The sequence below is a fragment of the Arthrobacter sp. DualSoilB13 genome (assembly GCF_055389195.1).
In genome coordinates, this window is record NZ_AP035865.1 from 2,007,567 (window position 1) to 2,022,602 (window position 15,036).

At 61.6% G+C, this 15,036-nt stretch carries 16 protein-coding genes; 8 read left to right on the top strand and 8 right to left on the bottom strand.

The genetic code is table 11. The annotated features are described in order from the left end of the window. Window positions 1-3 precede the first annotated feature (3 nt). A complete protein-coding gene (locus ACZ5J0_RS09200) occupies window positions 4-1,200 on the top strand; it encodes an NAD(P)/FAD-dependent oxidoreductase (protein WP_166842114.1) in 1,197 nt (398 codons plus the stop codon). A 68-nt stretch (window positions 1,201-1,268) separates the two neighbouring features. On the opposite strand, the gene ACZ5J0_RS09205 is transcribed toward ACZ5J0_RS09200, so the two are convergent. From ACZ5J0_RS09205 to ligD, 3 genes are all read right to left on the bottom strand, one after another. Next, a complete protein-coding gene (locus ACZ5J0_RS09205) occupies window positions 1,269-1,472 on the bottom strand; it encodes a cold-shock protein (protein WP_014921815.1) in 204 nt (67 codons plus the stop codon). Between the two features lie 211 nt (window positions 1,473-1,683). Beyond that, window positions 1,684-2,886: a cation:proton antiporter gene (locus ACZ5J0_RS09210; protein WP_166842115.1), complete on the bottom strand. Its 1,203-nt coding sequence runs from the start codon at window positions 2,884-2,886 to the stop codon at window positions 1,684-1,686. An 81-nt stretch (window positions 2,887-2,967) separates the two neighbouring features. Continuing rightward, window positions 2,968-4,209, bottom strand: coding sequence for a non-homologous end-joining DNA ligase (ligD, locus tag ACZ5J0_RS09215; RefSeq protein ID WP_166842116.1), 1,242 nt, complete (start codon window positions 4,207-4,209; stop codon window positions 2,968-2,970). 501 nt (window positions 4,210-4,710) lie between these two features. Here ligD and ACZ5J0_RS09220 point away from each other — a divergent pair. After that, window positions 4,711-4,983, top strand: a complete 273-nt coding sequence (locus ACZ5J0_RS09220) for a DUF3846 domain-containing protein (protein WP_223942537.1) — start codon at window positions 4,711-4,713, stop codon at window positions 4,981-4,983. An 87-nt stretch (window positions 4,984-5,070) separates the two neighbouring features. After that, the gene (locus ACZ5J0_RS09225; protein WP_464094643.1) at window positions 5,071-6,819 is read left to right on the top strand and encodes a pyruvate dehydrogenase; all 1,749 of its coding nucleotides are present in this window, start codon (window positions 5,071-5,073) and stop codon (window positions 6,817-6,819) included. Window position 6,820: 1 nt separating this feature from the next. Here ACZ5J0_RS09225 and ACZ5J0_RS09230 read toward each other — a convergent pair whose 3' ends face one another. Then, window positions 6,821-9,409 (bottom strand): ATP-binding cassette domain-containing protein, encoded by a 2,589-nt coding sequence (locus ACZ5J0_RS09230; protein ID WP_464094644.1) that lies wholly within the window; start codon window positions 9,407-9,409, stop codon window positions 6,821-6,823. A 92-nt stretch (window positions 9,410-9,501) separates the two neighbouring features. Between ACZ5J0_RS09230 and ACZ5J0_RS09235 the strand changes: the two genes are divergently transcribed. Then, window positions 9,502-9,936 (top strand): nuclear transport factor 2 family protein, encoded by a 435-nt coding sequence (locus ACZ5J0_RS09235; protein WP_243753294.1) that lies wholly within the window; start codon window positions 9,502-9,504, stop codon window positions 9,934-9,936. A gap of 112 nt (window positions 9,937-10,048) precedes the next feature. Here ACZ5J0_RS09235 and arfB read toward each other — a convergent pair whose 3' ends face one another. Further along, window positions 10,049-10,468 carry an alternative ribosome rescue aminoacyl-tRNA hydrolase ArfB gene (gene arfB, locus ACZ5J0_RS09240; RefSeq protein WP_142939310.1) on the bottom strand — a complete coding sequence of 140 codons (420 nt, stop codon included), beginning with the start codon at window positions 10,466-10,468 and terminating at the stop codon, window positions 10,049-10,051. Window positions 10,469-10,629: 161 nt separating this feature from the next. On the opposite strand from arfB, the gene ACZ5J0_RS09245 reads away from it, so the two are divergent. Continuing rightward, window positions 10,630-11,025, top strand: a complete 396-nt coding sequence (locus ACZ5J0_RS09245; protein WP_142939309.1) for a hypothetical protein — start codon at window positions 10,630-10,632, stop codon at window positions 11,023-11,025. 96 nt (window positions 11,026-11,121) lie between these two features. Beyond that, on the top strand, window positions 11,122-11,742 hold the full coding sequence (locus tag ACZ5J0_RS09250; protein WP_142939308.1) for a dihydrofolate reductase family protein: 621 nt from the start codon (window positions 11,122-11,124) through the stop codon (window positions 11,740-11,742). Window positions 11,743-11,809: 67 nt separating this feature from the next. On the opposite strand, the gene ACZ5J0_RS09255 is transcribed toward ACZ5J0_RS09250, so the two are convergent. Next, window positions 11,810-12,250 (bottom strand): hypothetical protein, encoded by a 441-nt coding sequence (locus ACZ5J0_RS09255; RefSeq protein WP_223942541.1) that lies wholly within the window; start codon window positions 12,248-12,250, stop codon window positions 11,810-11,812. A gap of 248 nt (window positions 12,251-12,498) precedes the next feature. Between ACZ5J0_RS09255 and ACZ5J0_RS09260 the strand changes: the two genes are divergently transcribed. Continuing rightward, window positions 12,499-12,981: a pyridoxamine 5'-phosphate oxidase family protein gene (locus tag ACZ5J0_RS09260; protein WP_142939307.1), complete on the top strand. Its 483-nt coding sequence runs from the start codon at window positions 12,499-12,501 to the stop codon at window positions 12,979-12,981. A 6-nt stretch (window positions 12,982-12,987) separates the two neighbouring features. After that, a complete protein-coding gene (locus ACZ5J0_RS09265; protein WP_142939306.1) occupies window positions 12,988-13,344 on the top strand; it encodes a TraR/DksA family transcriptional regulator in 357 nt (118 codons plus the stop codon). 17 nt (window positions 13,345-13,361) lie between these two features. On the opposite strand, the gene ACZ5J0_RS09270 is transcribed toward ACZ5J0_RS09265, so the two are convergent. After that, window positions 13,362-13,622 (bottom strand): hypothetical protein, encoded by a 261-nt coding sequence (locus ACZ5J0_RS09270; RefSeq protein ID WP_142939305.1) that lies wholly within the window; start codon window positions 13,620-13,622, stop codon window positions 13,362-13,364. 99 nt (window positions 13,623-13,721) lie between these two features. Then, window positions 13,722-15,029 (bottom strand): MFS transporter, encoded by a 1,308-nt coding sequence (locus ACZ5J0_RS09275; protein ID WP_142939304.1) that lies wholly within the window; start codon window positions 15,027-15,029, stop codon window positions 13,722-13,724. Between the last annotated feature and the right edge of the window lie 7 nt (window positions 15,030-15,036).

The following is a 15,036-nucleotide window of genomic DNA, read 5'->3' on the forward strand; positions in this document are numbered from 1 at the left end:
GGAATGGCGCGCCGGCACGAGGTCGTCATCATCGGCGGCGGCAATGGAGGCGTGTCCCTGGCCGCCCGGTTGAAGCGGTACGGCGTCCAGGACATCGCCCTCATCGAACCCAAGGAACACCATTTATACCAGCCCTTGTTCTCCCACATCGCCGGTGGCCGTGCGCAAGTCAAGGAAGCCGTCCGGAGCCAGGAATCCGTAACCCCAATGGGCGTCGCCTGGATCAAGGACAAGGCAGCGAATGTGGACGCGAAGGCCAACTCGGTGACGCTGGCTTCCGGCTCCGAAGTAACCTACGAGCACCTTGTTCTCTGCCCGGGGCTGCAGTACAACTGGGACGCCGTTCCGGGGCTGGCCGAGGCAGTGCACTCACCCTATGGCTCCTCTCACTACGAGTTCGAGCTCGCACCCAAGCTCTGGACGCTGTTGAGCTCCATGAGGTCGGGCACCGTCATCTTTACCATGCCTTCGGGTCCGGTTAAATGTGCCGGGGCCAGTCAGAAGCCGATGTATCTGGCCTGTGACTACTGGAAGGAACAGGGCGTCCTGGACAACATCCGGGTTGTCATGGTCCAGCCCTATCCCACAGTGTTCGGCATTCCCGAGGTTGACCGGGAGCTGGACCGCAAGATTGCCGAGTACGCAATAGAACTGCGGACAAACAGCGAGCTGGTGGCGGTAAACCCTGCCAGCCGCACGGCAACCATTCGGAATAGCGCTGACAACACGTCAGAGGACCTCTCCTATGATGTCCTCAACGCCGTCCCGCCCCAGTCCGCGCCGGATTGGCTCAAAGCCACTGACTTGCCGGCGGTAGGGGACGAGCACGGCTTCGTGGAGGTGGACACCCGGACGTTGCGGCACCCCAGGTACCCGAATGTCTGGTCGCTGGGCGACGCTGCAGGGACCGCCAATTCGAAAGCCGGCGGTGCGCTGCGCAAGCAGGCCAAGGTCCTGGCGAAGAACCTGCTTTCGGCCCGCAAGGGCGAACCGCTGAGCCAAAAGTACAATGGTTACTCCGTATGCCCGTTCACCGTTTCGCGGAACACGGTGGTCTTTGCCGAGTTTGACCACCACTACCAACCCATGCCGACCATTCCAAAGGTAGCCACGTGGAAGGAAAGCCGGCTCTCCTGGTGGGTGGACCGAGATATGTTCCCGCAGGTCTACTGGCACCTGATCCTCAAAGGCCGGGCGTAAAAACACCAGGAGACCGGTGAGGCCGCTAGGCCCCGCCGGTCTCCTGGTGTGACATTTATGTACTGAACTTAGGCGGGCTGAATATTCTCCGCCTGCGGACCCTTGGGACCCTGCGTGATGTCGAATTGGACCTTCTGGTTTTCCTCCAGCGAACGGTATCCGCTCGACGTAATTGCTGAGTAGTGAGCAAACACGTCAGGGCCTCCATCGTCCGGGGCGATGAATCCGAAACCCTTTTCAGCGTTAAACCACTTAACTGTTCCTGTTGCCATGCCTTAATTTCCTTCACCCGGTCGCCGGTCGGTCCCGCTGGTCGGTTTGCCGTCCCTGCCACTCACGCTACGAGCCTATGGGCCGCTTCGGCTGGGGGCAACACCTTGGCGGAGTCGCGTACACCTAAGTAAGAGGAGTGCACGACGGCGGGATACCGCCGTCGTGCGCTTGTTGCGTTTGCAGGGGCTGCTTCAGAGCAGCCGCGAAGCATCAGGCTTTTGGCGTGCGAAGCGTTGCCTCCGGCGCCGCCGTGCGGCGCAGCCGGCGAAGCGCCAGCAACGGAAACAGGAGTACCGAGAGCATCCCTGCCCCTACGAGGGCCGAGGATATTCCGCTGGTGATGTACCCGTGCTCCCGGCCAATGGTTGTCACTGCCACGATGATGGGCAAAGCCGTGGCTCCGAACAGCAGAAGGGCCTGTTTGTCCGCCCGCGAGGAGCCCGGGGGCGTGGCGAGCAAGGACGGCACGCCACGGATGAGCAGCAGAAGCGCCAGGAACAGCGGGACCATGGCCAACGTCAGGGGGCTGGAGGTCAGTGCGCCCAAATCGAAGTCGATGCCGGTATCTATGAAGAAGATGGGCACCAGGAAGCCAAAGGCGACGGCGTCGATCTTGGTCTCGATGACTTTACGGTCTGCAACAGGAGCGCGTGCAATGGTGACCTTCCAGAGGACCCCTGCGGCGAAGGCTCCCAGCAGCATGTCGAGTCCCAAGACCATGCTGAGCACCACCAGCGAGCTAAGAATCAACAGGATGGACCGCATGGCAAACTGACTGCTGGTGTGCAGGGTGGCAGTGACCTGGGCGTGGAACAGCGTGTGCAGTGCCTGCGAGGCAAGGTAGATTGCCACGCCGGTCAGCAGGACAAAGCCCAGAAGCACTCCTGATGCCACACCGAGTTGCTTGCCGCTGAAGAACAAGGAGATGGCTATGAGCGGCCCAAACTCGCCGGCCGCGCCCAGTGCGGTAGCGGCGACACCGATCGGCGACTTGGAGGCACCGGCATCCCGGAGGATCGGCAGCAATGCGCCCAAAGCGGTGGAGCACAGAGCAACACCAATGATCACGGCGGCTTCCGGTGAGGGCCCCAGGACAAAACCTGCCCCGATGCCTGCGGCCAAGGAGATGGCCCACCCTGCAGAGGCACGGTAAAGGGGACGGCCGCGGATTGCCGCGAAGTCAATCTCGTTGCCGGCAACGAAGAACAGCATGGCCAGCCCGAAATCAGCCAGCGTGTCCGTGAAGGGAGTGGACTGGACCCATCCCAGGAGGCTTGGTCCGAACAGGATGCCAAGAACAATTTCAAAGACCACAATGGGCACTTTGACCCAACGATCCAGGAGCCGTGCAGCAAGGGGGGCCACCACAGCCAACACGGCGATGAGGACCAGTGACGCGGACAAGCCTTGCATCGGCAGTGCCTCCGGTACCTCGGCAGCTTCAAGGAAAAGTACTCCAAAGTTACCGCCACGCCACCGCCCGCGCCAGAACTCTCAGCCTCCGGATGCCGGCCACTCCTTGCCCGCCCACGGGTCGTAGTCTGCGATCAGCTCCTCCTGGGCCGGTCGTCGCTCTTCCGGGATGTGTTGAAGATTTACCCGTACCCGGTACCAGAGTGAGCTCGATCCCCGCATTCCGTCCACCAGGACGTCGGCCGGGTGAAGCAGGGAAACAACGTCTGCATGCCGTTCCTTCCACGCATCGAGTGCTTCTTCGGCTTCGGGCTTGGTCTTGGTCCGGGCTACCTCGATGAGTGGCATCATTGACACCCGGCGACCCGAGCCATCGCCTGCTCTGGGGGCCTTCTCGGCGGGGCCGAGCTCGGCAGCCAAAGCCAGAAGGGCATCGAGCGAGCCGGGAGCTTCATCGATTCCTGCGTGCGGGTCGCCCACATCCGAGAAGCGCGCGGGCACAGTGCGGACAGTGAACTGCTCCGGCCGGGCGGAGCGCACCTCGTCCCACGTGAGCGGCGTCGAGACCCGGGCGTCGGGCCGGGAGCGGACCGAGTACGCGGAGGCTACGGTGCGGTCCTTGGCGTTCTGGTTAAAGTCGACGAAGACGCTCTCGCCCCGCTCCTCCTTCCACCATTTGGCCGTTGCCAGCCCCGGAGCACGGTTCTCCACTTCGCGGGCCAGGGTCTCGGCGGCAAGGCGCACATCCCGGTAGGACCACTGCGGCGTGATGCGCACCAGGATGTGAAGGCCGCGGGAGCCACTCGTCTTTGGCCACCCCACCAGTCCGGCGTCGTCCAGCACTTCCTGTGCTACATACGCGGTGTCCACAATCCGGGACCAGTCAACGCCGGGCATGGGGTCCAGGTCCACCCGAAGCTCATCCGGATGGTCGAGGTCCTCCGCGCGTACGGGGTGCGGGTTGAGGTCCAGACATCCCAGATTCACCACCCACGCGAGGCCTGCCGCATCACGGATGACCGCTTCCTCGGCGGAAGTTCCGGACGAGTAGTGGAGTGTTGCCGTGTCAATGAAGTCGGGATGGTTCTCGGGCACGCGTTTCTGAAAGAACGGTTCAGCATCGATGCCCTTGGGGAAGCGCTTGAGCACCATGGGGCGCCCTCCCGCGCCGCGCAGCGCACCGTCCGCGACTGCGAGGTAATAGTTCACGAGATCGAGCTTGGTCAGCCCGGGCTCGGGGAACACCACCTTGTCCGGGTTGGAGATGCGGACCTCGTTGCCGGCGATGTCGAGGATCTCTGCCGGGGACTTCGACGGGTTCATGCGGCCACGCTAGCAACGAACAGCCCTCCCAGCCAGAGTTGTCGTGGAGAAAGGCAGAGAAACCTCGTAGGCATGAAGCCCAAATTTCTGTAACTGGCTTTAAAAAAATAAGTGGGTATGGTGTTGTCATATCCAAAATATTGAAGGAGCCTAAAATGTCCGGTAAGTCACCCAATAGTGCCAGGTCGAAAAAGTCCGGCAAGACTATTCTGGAAAAGAGAGCCGAAAAGAGGGCAAAGGCTGAGGGTAGTGAGAATCTCTTTTCAAAACCCAGGAAAAACCAGCGATAACCATCGGAAGGGCCGAATTGCTGCCGCCGTTCGGTGATGCAGCTTGGTGATGCCGGCCACCTAGTACCGCCGGCCGGCATCACCAGTTGCGAATTGGAAAGGCGGTAAGGGTAGAGAAACGGAAATTAAAGCGATGCGGTATCTCATCACGGTACTCATTATCCCGGCACGTATCCACGAGTGTATCCGTGTGGAAAGGATTGAGCCGGTCATGGAAATGCAGCAATCATTGGTGGAGGGGAATGTTGAGGCAATAACCGGCCGTGGATGGCACGTTCTGGTCAATGACCAGGCAATTCATGTTCCTTTGCCTTTGAACCCTCGGGCTGAGGTCTTGATTCGTGAAGCAGGCACTCCTGTCGAAGGCACCGTCAGCGGGACTGCGGTTTTCCTCGGTCACGGAACAAGCGGTGATGACCAGGATGTGCCGAGCCATCTGCTGACGCTGGCGGAGCGCCTGTTTGAGACTCGGCTGGCAGCTTAAGCGGGGGGCATTCGGAGGTGACGTCCGGCCGGGCCGACTATATTGGCCCTGTCAGCCCACCACCACCATTGAGGGAGCCTGCACACTATGGCCAAGGAACTTGCCACCCAACTCATCGAACAACTCCAAGCTGCCGGTGTGCAGCGGATCTACGGAATCGTTGGCGACAGCCTTAATCCGATCGTGGATGCTGTTCGGCAAACAGGAGGCTCCTCGAAGGGCGGCATCGACTGGATCCATGTCCGCCACGAGGAAGCTGCCGCTTTTGCTGCTGCTGCAGAGGCCCAATTGACGGGAAAGTTGGCTGTTTGCGCGGGTTCTTGCGGTCCCGGCAATCTCCACCTGATCAATGGACTGTACGACGCCAACCGTACCGGGGCCCCGGTGCTCGCCATCGCATCGCACATTCCCAGTAAGCAGATTGGTAGTGGCTTTTTCCAGGAGACCCATCCGGACCGACTGTTCAACGAGTGCTCGGTGTACTCGGAGATGATCAGTACCGCTGAGCAAGCGCCCCGGGTCATGCACAGCGCCATCCAAAATGCAGTGGGTCTTGGGGGAGTGGCTGTTGTGACGCTCCCGGGTGACATCGCCGGGCTTGAGGCAACGGCGCCCACCCCGCTGCCGGCAACGTTCCGTCCGGCCGCTTTGGTTCCCCATCCAGCCAGCGTCCGGGAACTTGCTGACGCCATCAACGACGCCGGGAAGGTTGCCATTTTCGCCGGCGCTGGCGTCGAAGGTGCCCATGACGAGCTCATTGCCCTGGCAGAGCTGGTCAACGCACCCATCGGCCATTCCTTGCGAGGCAAGGACTTTGTCCAGTACAACAACCCCTTCGACATCGGCATGACCGGGCTGCTCGGCTACGGCGCAGCGGCTGAGGGCATTGAGGACGCGGACCTGCTGATCCTACTGGGCACAGACTTTCCCTATGACCAATTCCTGCCGGACACCCGGACGGCCCAGGTTGACCGGGCGGCACAGCGGCTGGGGCGGCGGACCGACGTCGACATTGCAGTTCATGGCGACGTGTTGCCAACCTTGACGGCCCTGCTGCCCCTGGTGACGCCTAAGAAGAACCGGCGCTTTCTTGACCAGATGCTGAAGAAGCATGACCGCCTGATGAACAAAGCCGTGGGCGCCTACACGCGCAAGGTGGAGAAAAAACAGCCCATCCACCCCGAATACGCGGCGTCGCTCCTTGACCAGGTTGCGGCCGAGGATGCAATTTTCACGGCCGATACCGGCATGTGCAACGTCTGGACCGCGCGCTACATCAACCCGTTAGGCACGCGTCGGCTGATCGGCTCCTTCCTCCACGGGTCCATGGCCAACGCACTCCCGCACGCTCTTGGCGCGCAGGTGGCTTATCCCGGACGCCAGGTAATTTCCGTGTCCGGAGATGGCGGACTGTCCATGTTGTTGGGCGAGCTGATCACCGTGGCCGCGCACCAGCTGCCGGTGAATGTGGTGGTCTTCAACAATTCCACCCTGGGCATGGTCAAGCTGGAGATGCTGGTGGACGGGCTACCCGACTTCGGCGTGGACGTTCCGGACGCCAACTATGCGGCGGTGGCCAAGGCCTTGGGGTTCCACGCAGTCCGGGTCACGGATCCCGCTGACATCGAGGCGGCGTACCGGGCGGCGTTTGCCCATCCAGGTCCGTCCTTGGTGGAACTCATCACCGACCCCAACGCCCTGTCCATTCCGCCGAAGATTTCGGGTTCGCAGGTCATTGGATTCGCTACCGCAATGTCCAAAGTGGTCCTGAACCGTGGTGCCGGGGAGGCTGTCAGCATGGCACGAAGCAACCTGCGCAACATTCCCCGGCGGTAGGCTACCGCCCGTGGGCGGCGGCGAGGTAGGGTGCTGTCCGGCTTGTTCGCGAACCCGCGACGACGGCCGGCGGGCCTGCGACCATGATCGCGCCGCCGGCGTCGCCACCACCTGGACCCAGGTCGATCACCCAGTCGGCGCCGGCCACGACGTCCATCTCATGCTCCACCACGATGACAGTGTTGCCGGCGTCAACCAGCTTGTGCAATTGGGCCATGAGCAGCTGGACGTCGGCAGGGTGCAGTCCGGTGGTTGGTTCGTCCAGCAAGTACAGGGTGTGGCCTCGTTGGACGCGTTGCAGTTCGGTGGCGAGTTTGATGCGCTGGGCTTCGCCGCCGGAAAGCTCTGTGGCGGGCTGGCCTAGCCGGAGGTAGCCCAGGCCCACTTCGCGCAGGGTTTGCAGGCTGCGGGCAACGCCGGGGAGATCAGCCAGGAAGTCGGACGCTGCGTTTACGGTCATGCCCAGGACCTCGGCAATATTGCGTCCACGATAGGTAACCTCCAAGGTTTCTGGATTGAATCGCGAACCCTGGCATTCGGGGCAGGGGCCGTAACTGCCTGGCAGGAACAGCAGCTCCACGGCAACAAACCCTTCTCCCTGGCAGGTTTCGCAGCGGCCTCCGGCCACGTTGAAGGAGAACCGTCCAGCTCCGAAGCCTCGGGAACGCGCGCCTTGAGTGGCCGCGAATTCTTTCCGGACTCCGTCGAAGAGCCCCGTGTAAGTGGCCAGGTTGGAGCGGGGGGTCCGGCCGATGGGCTTCTGATCGACTTTCACCAGGCGATCGAGCTGGTGGAGTCCGGACACCAAACCCACAGCGTCCTGCATAGGCCGGGTGTCTGCGCTTGGGGCGTCTGTGTCAGGGGTTTCCGGATGCAGCGCGGCTCCCACCACTTCGGCCAGAACGTGGCTGACCAGGGTTGACTTGCCCGAACCGGAGACGCCTGTCACCGCTGTCAGCACGCCAAGCGGGAACTCAGCCTTAACGTCGCGAAGGTTGTGCCTGTTAATGTTCTGGAGCGTGAGCCACTCTTTTGGTGGCCGGGGAGACGCGGGCCTGGTCCCGGCGGCGACCAGACCGGCGTCGTGGGTTGCTTCAACACCGGCGACGCCGTCGCCGCGCCCAGGGAAGAGGAACGGCCGCGTCACGGAGTCCTGTACATCCGCCAGTCCGGCTACTGGGCCGCTGTAGAGGATATGTCCCCCACCCTCGCCAGCGTGCGGGCCAACATCGACCAACCAGTCGGCCGCCCTGACCAGGTCCATGTTGTGTTCCACCACGAACACAGAGTTACCGGAGCGCTTAAGCTGGTCCAGCACCTCCAGAAGCGGCTCGGCATCGGCAGGATGAAGTCCGGCAGAAGGTTCATCAAGGACGTAGATGACACCGAAAAGCCCGGATCGCAGCTGCGTGGCTATCCGGAGTCGTTGCATCTCGCCGGGGGAGAGCGTTGGTGTTGGGCGACCCAGCGCCAGGTAGCCAAGCCCCAGGTCCAGGAGTACCGTGACCCGGCTCAGGAGGTCGCGGGTGATGGCGAGGGCTACTTCGTTGACTTCACCGGAAGTCTGGGTCCGTGAGGCAGTACTGGCCGCCGTCACTTGAGTGGTGGGGCGGATGATGTCGGCCAGTTCGGTCATGGGCAGGGAGTTGAGTTCGGCGATGGTTTTTCCGGCGAAGGTGACCGCTAGTGCCTCCGGGCGAAGCCCGCTGCCACTGCATTGGGGGCACCGGCCGGTTTCCATGAATCGCAGCACCCTCTCACGCATTGTGGAACTTTTTGAGTCGGCCAGAGTGTGGAGCACGTAGCTTTTGACGCTCCAGAAGCGGCCCTTGTAGGGCTTGGCGACGCGGTCTCGTTGGGGCGTAACCTCCACCACGGGCTGCTCTTCCGTGAAGAGGATCCAGTCACGATCCTTCCTGGGCAGCTTCCGCCAGGGTGTGTCCACGTCGTAGCCCAGGTGAGTCAGGATGTCGCGGAGATTCTTTCCTTGCCAGGCGCCGGGCCATGCGGCGATCGCACCATCCCTGATACTGAGCGAGGGATCAGGAACCAAGGTCTCTTCCGTGACCGTGTGGGCAACACCCAGTCCGTGGCATTGGGGGCAAGCTCCAGCAGCAGTGTTGGGGGAGAAGGCGTCTGAGTCCAGCTGGCTGGCCCCTTCGGGATAGCTGCCGGCCCGGGAGAAAAGCATGCGGACTGAGTTGGATAACGTGGTCACCGTGCCAACGCTGGAGCGGGCGGTTGCCGTGCCGCGGCGCTGTTGGAGTGCGACGGCGGGCGGCAGCCCGGTGATCGATTCAACCTTGGGGTTGTGGCCCTGTTGGATGAGGCGCCGGGCATAGGGGGCCACGGATTCGAAGTAGCGGCGTTGGGCTTCGGCAAAAATGGTGCCGAATGCCAGGGACGACTTTCCCGAGCCGGAAACCCCGGTGAACGCGACAATTGCATCGCGGGGTACGTCCACGTCCACGTTGTGGAGGTTGTTTTCGCGCGCTCCACGGACTCTGACGAAGCCATCTTCAGAGTCGGCAGACTGTGGTTTCGGCTGCTTGGAAGCGGGGTGCCCGGGGATTGTCAGTTTACTGTCCATTGACATGACTCTATCGGCCCGCAGTCCCGGCAAGGTCACGTTGAGGACGCAAGGCATGGTGCTTTCCGGTCCCCGGGAGGACAATGCGGTTCATGGCTGAACAAATCGCCGGGAACCCGGGCGGCCTCGGGGAACAGGGCGGCGAACCACAGGACGTCAACGAGAACGTGGTCAGGCGGCTGATCGAGTGCATCAACGAACGCCATATTGAAGTCATGAATGAGCTGTTCCATGATGATGCCGTCATGCATTGGCCGCAGTCCGGGGAAGTTGTGCGCGGGGCCGGGAACCGCAGGGGTATTTACAATGCCTTTCCGCAGTTGCCCACCATCACGCCCCGACGACTGCTCAGCGGCGGCAATCTGGTAGTAGCTGAGGCGTTGCTTGACTACGACGGACCTCAGTACCAGACAGTCTTCATCTTCGAGTTCCGGGACGGCAGGATCGCCAGGGAAACTGCCTACTGGAGTGAGGCCTTTCCGGCTCCGGAATGGCGTTCACAGTGGGTGGAGATCAGTAGCAGATAGGAGTGGCGCTCCAGGGCCTCACCGGTCACTGGCCCGTCCGGACAGGTGAGTTGGACGGGTGCTATGACTGTATGATCCCGCCAGTAGTCCTCCAGTCACAGGGGAAGAAACCTCATTCCGCGGCGGGTCGGCGTCGTTGTTGTTTGGTGGCAGATCTGATTTCTTTTGCTGCACGGTGACGCCGGGCAGAACCTCGCGTCGGCTTGGACGCGCGACGGATTGATTCCGGGACGAGTCCCACCCTGATGATCTCAGCGAGCTTGGCCATGGCGATCTCCCGATTGCGAAGCTGGGACCGCTCCTCTGATGCCGTCACGGTGATGGAACCGCCGATGAGTTTGCGTCCCAGGCGCTTAAGGAGCAACTGCCGCTGCTCATCAGTCAGGGTTGTGGATCCGGCAACATTCCACGTCAATTCCGCCCGGCTATCCGTAGTGTTGACGTGTTGGCCGCCTGGTCCGGACGAGCGGGAGAACCGCCAGCTAAGTTCCGCGGCGGGGATAGTCAGCGACGGCGGGATATCCAGGTCCATGGATCAAGCTTTGCACGTCACGGACGTCCAGTCCGGCGCGATTGCAGTGACGTTCGCCGGCACGGTTCCAGTTTCCAGGTAGGCCTGGTGCCAAGCAACATTGTCGCCCTGCAGTTGTCACCCCCCACATCGTTTTCATTCCTTGCGCTTAGGATCATGTCATGGCCGGTTCCCTCGATGTCCTTGGCCCCATCCTGGAAATGATGACGTGGGTGGGGTTCGTTCCGGGCGTGCCACTGTTGATCAGCGCATGGATCATAGCCAAGCGTCGTTGCGTGTGGGCCACCGCGGACGGAGAACAGTTCGCCGCAGGTGGATTCCTGGGGCTGCGGTGGCACGATCAATCGAACGAGGAACAAAAAGTCCTGCTGGATATTCCGGCTCACGACAACAACGTTGTTTCAGGTGCAGTGGTGGTCCACTATGACCTCTGCCATCCGTCGCGATGCTCGCTCAGGCCTCCGCGTCACGACAACACGGTGCTCATTCTGGGCTGGATCCTCACCGGGGTCGGGATACTCAGCACGCTCGGGGGATTCGTCCTACTCCTCTTCTAGTGCCGACCTCTTGAATGAAGGCTTGCTCAGGACTAGCGTTTCCCGCGCACGGGCAATGAGCGCGGCTAAAGCCCGCGGTCAAACGAGGAGACTGCTATGAGTGAGACCCCCGCAACCTTGATGGTGGACCTGATCATTTCACTGGACGGCTACGCTTCAGCGGATGGTTGGCCAGGTTGGTGGGGTTTGGAAGGCCCGGAATACCTCGCGTGGCTCGAGCAAGAGGGAAAGAAGGAATTCACTACGCTCATGGGGGCCACCACGTATCGACTGATGTCCAGTATGTCGGAGCAGGCCGCCGCAGACAGTTCCGGGTTTTCGGAGGAAGAGGGCGCCAGTCTGGGCGGTTTGGCGGACATGCCCAAGATTGTCTTCTCGTCCACGTTGAAGGGGCCCTTGGCCTGGCCCAACTGTGAGCTCATCTCCGGTGACGCCGTGGAGAATGTCAGAGAGCTAAAAAGGAGCAGGTCCGGAACCTTCAGTACGCTGGGCAGCCTGAGCCTCTGCCGTTCCCTCCTGACGGCCGGGTTGGTGGACAGGTACCGGCTGGTTGTCTTTCCCGTGATCACGGGCAAGACCGGCAGGGAGCGGATCTACGACGGATACCCGGATGTTTCTCTGGAGCTGGTGGACAGCCGGACGTTCGACGGCAGGTCGCAGTTGCTGGAGTACATTCCTACTGTGATTGACGGGCCGCCAACAGCAAGACGGGGTTGAGATCATAGAGGCGCGGGCTGGGACAATGGCTCCTACGCAGTACTTATCCATACACGCGCTGATCAGGCTAGTTCCTGTACTGCTCCTGCTGACCGTTAGCGTGTTCCAGCAGAGATGCCAGGCACCCGGCGTAGTACCTCATGGCTTCGGCAAAAGTGAGCAACGTGGGTGCTCCGACAGCTGCACCTACCTGATCCGCCGAATCCACCTGGTCCATCTGGCAGAGTACCGGTTCGCGTCTAACGCCGAAGGCGGTCAACGTGGCAATTCCCCAGGGGTGGCTGGGTTCAGTCACTGAGATGCCTGCTGAGTCGAAGGTATCGCGGAGGACATAGTGGGTCACGGTACGCCAGGACTGAAGAAAAGGCGGCAGCAGCTGTTCTACGAGGTCATCATCACGGGTGCGATACGCGTCCGCGAGGGCGGCGGTTAGTCCGTCCCATTCTTCGGCGTCGCGGACCATAAGGTGCGCCGTTTCCAAGCGGTCAATGGTTTCACTCAACGTCATGGTAGTCCCCAAACTTCCCGTCGTTTTCGCTTGCCCCCGGGAGCAAGCCTGACCGCCGTCGGCATGTCACTATGAAGTGAACGGATGAAGCCCCAGCATGATTCCCTCATCAATCGCATCCTGTTTCCAAGTCCAACAGCGACATTTCTCGATCGCCTAGCAAATCAGTAGCCTTACTAATAGGGTGGCTATGGGAAGTACCCCGGGCACGGCGATGAGTCGAGTCTCAAAGGAGAAGTGAGGACCCTATGACTGACGAACAATCCATTAAGAAGGTCACCGACATCATCAACGATTCGAAGATCGGGATGCTAACCACTGTGAACGAGACAGGGGCGCTGGTCAGCAGGCCGCTTGCCGTTCAGGAAGTCAAGGACGACGGCGACATGTGGTTCTTTACGGGCCTGGGAACCTCACAGGTTGCCCACGTTCGCCAGGACCCACGGGTTAACGTTTCCTTTGGCAAAAACACGGAATGGGTCTCTGTGGCCGGGACTGCAGAGGTCGTCACCGATCGGGAAAAGATCCATGAGCTGTGGAACCAGGTAGTTGAGGCGTGGTACCCCGATGGCCCCGACACTCCGGAGGTTTGCCTGCTTCGGGTTGACTCGGACTCGGCAGAGTATTGGACCAGCCCGGGCGGAACGGCCGCTACGGTCCTACAGTGGGTCAAGTCCAAGGTCACAAACTCCCGGTTCAGCGTGGGCGAGAGCGGCACCGTGGACCTATGACCCGCCGTGGTTGACATCCAACGGTTTCGGGTTCTTTTGGAGAGTGAACGGAACCGTAAACTCGAGCTGCTGAAGGCGCTGCGAAGCGACATCACCTCGGTGAGTCTTGCCCGTCAGGATTCCAATGTGGACGACGAGCACGATCCCGAGGGCAGCACCATCGCCTTCGAGCTTTCCCAGGCATCCGCCCTCATGGGACAAAGCCGGGTGGGCTTGGAACAGATCGAGGAGGCCCTGGCGAGGATCGAGGAGGGAACGTATGGGCAGTGCGCGGTGTGCGGCGTAGACATTCCCGAAGAAAGACTCGAGGTCAGGCCATGGACACCGTTCTGCGTCCACCATGCCTCGGGCAAGCGGGCTTGACGTACCAGGAAGGTGGTTCAGCTGGACATGCCCGGTGACACCGGGACGAATTCAATGCCCTGCTGGACCTTCTTCCTGGGGCCCCGGTCAAAGCCCTTGGCATCCAGATGGTTCGCCGCACGGTAGGCGGCCAGCGCGTCGTCGTAGATCTGGTTGAGCCGCTGCGCCGTGAAGATTTCCTCGGTCCCGTCGGAAAAAACCACGGACACCGCAGCGGTGGCGGGAAAATGCCTCTTCATCCGGATGAATCCTTGGGCGTCCTGGTGTAGGGAGATCACGTGGCAACCGCGCTTTCAGTAGTGTTACCACCAGTTTGGCGTACTTGGGCCCCAATAGCAGCAACGGGCCGCTGCCCCCAAAGCTTCTGGTCGCCGTCCTTACGGAAGCGGTTCAGGGTTTGGGGTGGTTTCCGCGGTGCTGGCGTTGTCGGCTGGTGATCCTTGCTTCCGGCTGGCCAGCAGGAACGGTAGGGCAATGAGTTCAAGGACGCCGCCCATGGCTAATGATGCCGGGTAGCCGTAGAGGTCTGCGCCCCGGCCCAGCACTGGCTGGATGACGACGCCGCCGCTGGATCCCATCAGCGAATCAAAGCTCAGGACGGTGGCCCGTTGCTTCGACGGGATCATATCGTTCACGTACGCCTGCCGGACGGGCATGGCTGCCGAGCCCACAACGGCCCAGATGGCGAGCAGGACCAGAGCCACCCAGAAGACACGCGTCAATCCCAGGACCAGAAGGATGACGCAGCCTGCCAGGCAACCGACGATCAGCACAGTGGTGCGCTTATGGAACAGCCGCCTCGCGTGTGGGGCCAGCCAGCCGCCCAGGATCTGCGATCCCGCAACGATCGCAGCGGCCAGACCGGCTATTGAATAGGCCTTGGGGTCGCCAAACAAGTCCAGAAGGTACGGCTGCAGTGCGTAGAAGACGTAGAAACTGACGCCGGCCGTAAACGGGGCTGCCAACATCACGTACCGGACGGGCGGGTTCTTCAAACCGTTCTCGATTGATGCGGACAGAACCGCTCTGGTCGCGCGGAGAGGGTGCGTCGAACGCTCCGGCGAGAAGCCGACGTCGTGCATGAGACCAAACGCAACAGCAAACATGGCGAGCAGCACCAGCACGCGCAGGAGGAACGGAACGCCAAGGTTGGTGGCTTGGGCTATCACCCCGCCCGCCACCGAGCCCACCAGCATCGCTACGCCCTGAACCATTTGCCCTCGGCCAAGTACGGATTCCAACCCGCCTTCGTAGCCGGAGAAGCGCAGTGCATCGACGAGCCATGCCTCAACAGCGCCGGAGAAGAACGTAAAGCCCAGGCCCAGGAGAACCGAAACCACGGCCCACATCCAGAACGGCGCGGAGATCTGCCACATCACGAAGTACAAATAGGTGGAGACGCCCAACGTCACCGTGCCCAGGAGGAATGAGACGCGCCGCCCCCACCCATCGGCAATCACGCCCGTGGGAACTTCGAAAAGAACCATGCCTGCAGTGAAGAAGGCGTTGGCGGCAAACGCCTCCAGGTTGCTCAGGCCCGCATCCAGCAGGAAAAGGGTGTTGATGCCCCAGATGAAGGACGCCGCAACGGTATTGCCCAGCGTCAAGGTCAGGTAGACGCGCTGGATCTTTCGGGCGGCGTCATTGAGGGTGTCGCCGCCCTCACCCGTGCCAGGAAGGACCACCAGCTAA

Coding starts and splice junctions, on each gene's coding strand:
- ACZ5J0_RS09200 (WP_166842114.1), top strand. CDS start 4: ATGGCGCGCCGGCACGAGGTCGTCATCATCGGCGGCGGCAATGGAGGC.
- ACZ5J0_RS09205 (WP_014921815.1), bottom strand. CDS start 1,472: ATGGCAACAGGAACAGTTAAGTGGTTTAACGCTGAAAAGGGTTTCGGA.
- ACZ5J0_RS09210 (WP_166842115.1), bottom strand. CDS start 2,886: ATGCAAGGCTTGTCCGCGTCACTGGTCCTCATCGCCGTGTTGGCTGTG.
- ligD (WP_166842116.1), bottom strand. CDS start 4,209: ATGAACCCGTCGAAGTCCCCGGCAGAGATCCTCGACATCGCCGGCAAC.
- ACZ5J0_RS09220 (WP_223942537.1), top strand. CDS start 4,711: ATGGAAATGCAGCAATCATTGGTGGAGGGGAATGTTGAGGCAATAACC.
- ACZ5J0_RS09225 (WP_464094643.1), top strand. CDS start 5,071: ATGGCCAAGGAACTTGCCACCCAACTCATCGAACAACTCCAAGCTGCC.
- ACZ5J0_RS09230 (WP_464094644.1), bottom strand. CDS start 9,409: ATGGACAGTAAACTGACAATCCCCGGGCACCCCGCTTCCAAGCAGCCG.
- ACZ5J0_RS09235 (WP_243753294.1), top strand. CDS start 9,502: ATGGCTGAACAAATCGCCGGGAACCCGGGCGGCCTCGGGGAACAGGGC.
- arfB (WP_142939310.1), bottom strand. CDS start 10,468: ATGGACCTGGATATCCCGCCGTCGCTGACTATCCCCGCCGCGGAACTT.
- ACZ5J0_RS09245 (WP_142939309.1), top strand. CDS start 10,630: ATGGCCGGTTCCCTCGATGTCCTTGGCCCCATCCTGGAAATGATGACG.
- ACZ5J0_RS09250 (WP_142939308.1), top strand. CDS start 11,122: ATGAGTGAGACCCCCGCAACCTTGATGGTGGACCTGATCATTTCACTG.
- ACZ5J0_RS09255 (WP_223942541.1), bottom strand. CDS start 12,250: ATGACGTTGAGTGAAACCATTGACCGCTTGGAAACGGCGCACCTTATG.
- ACZ5J0_RS09260 (WP_142939307.1), top strand. CDS start 12,499: ATGACTGACGAACAATCCATTAAGAAGGTCACCGACATCATCAACGAT.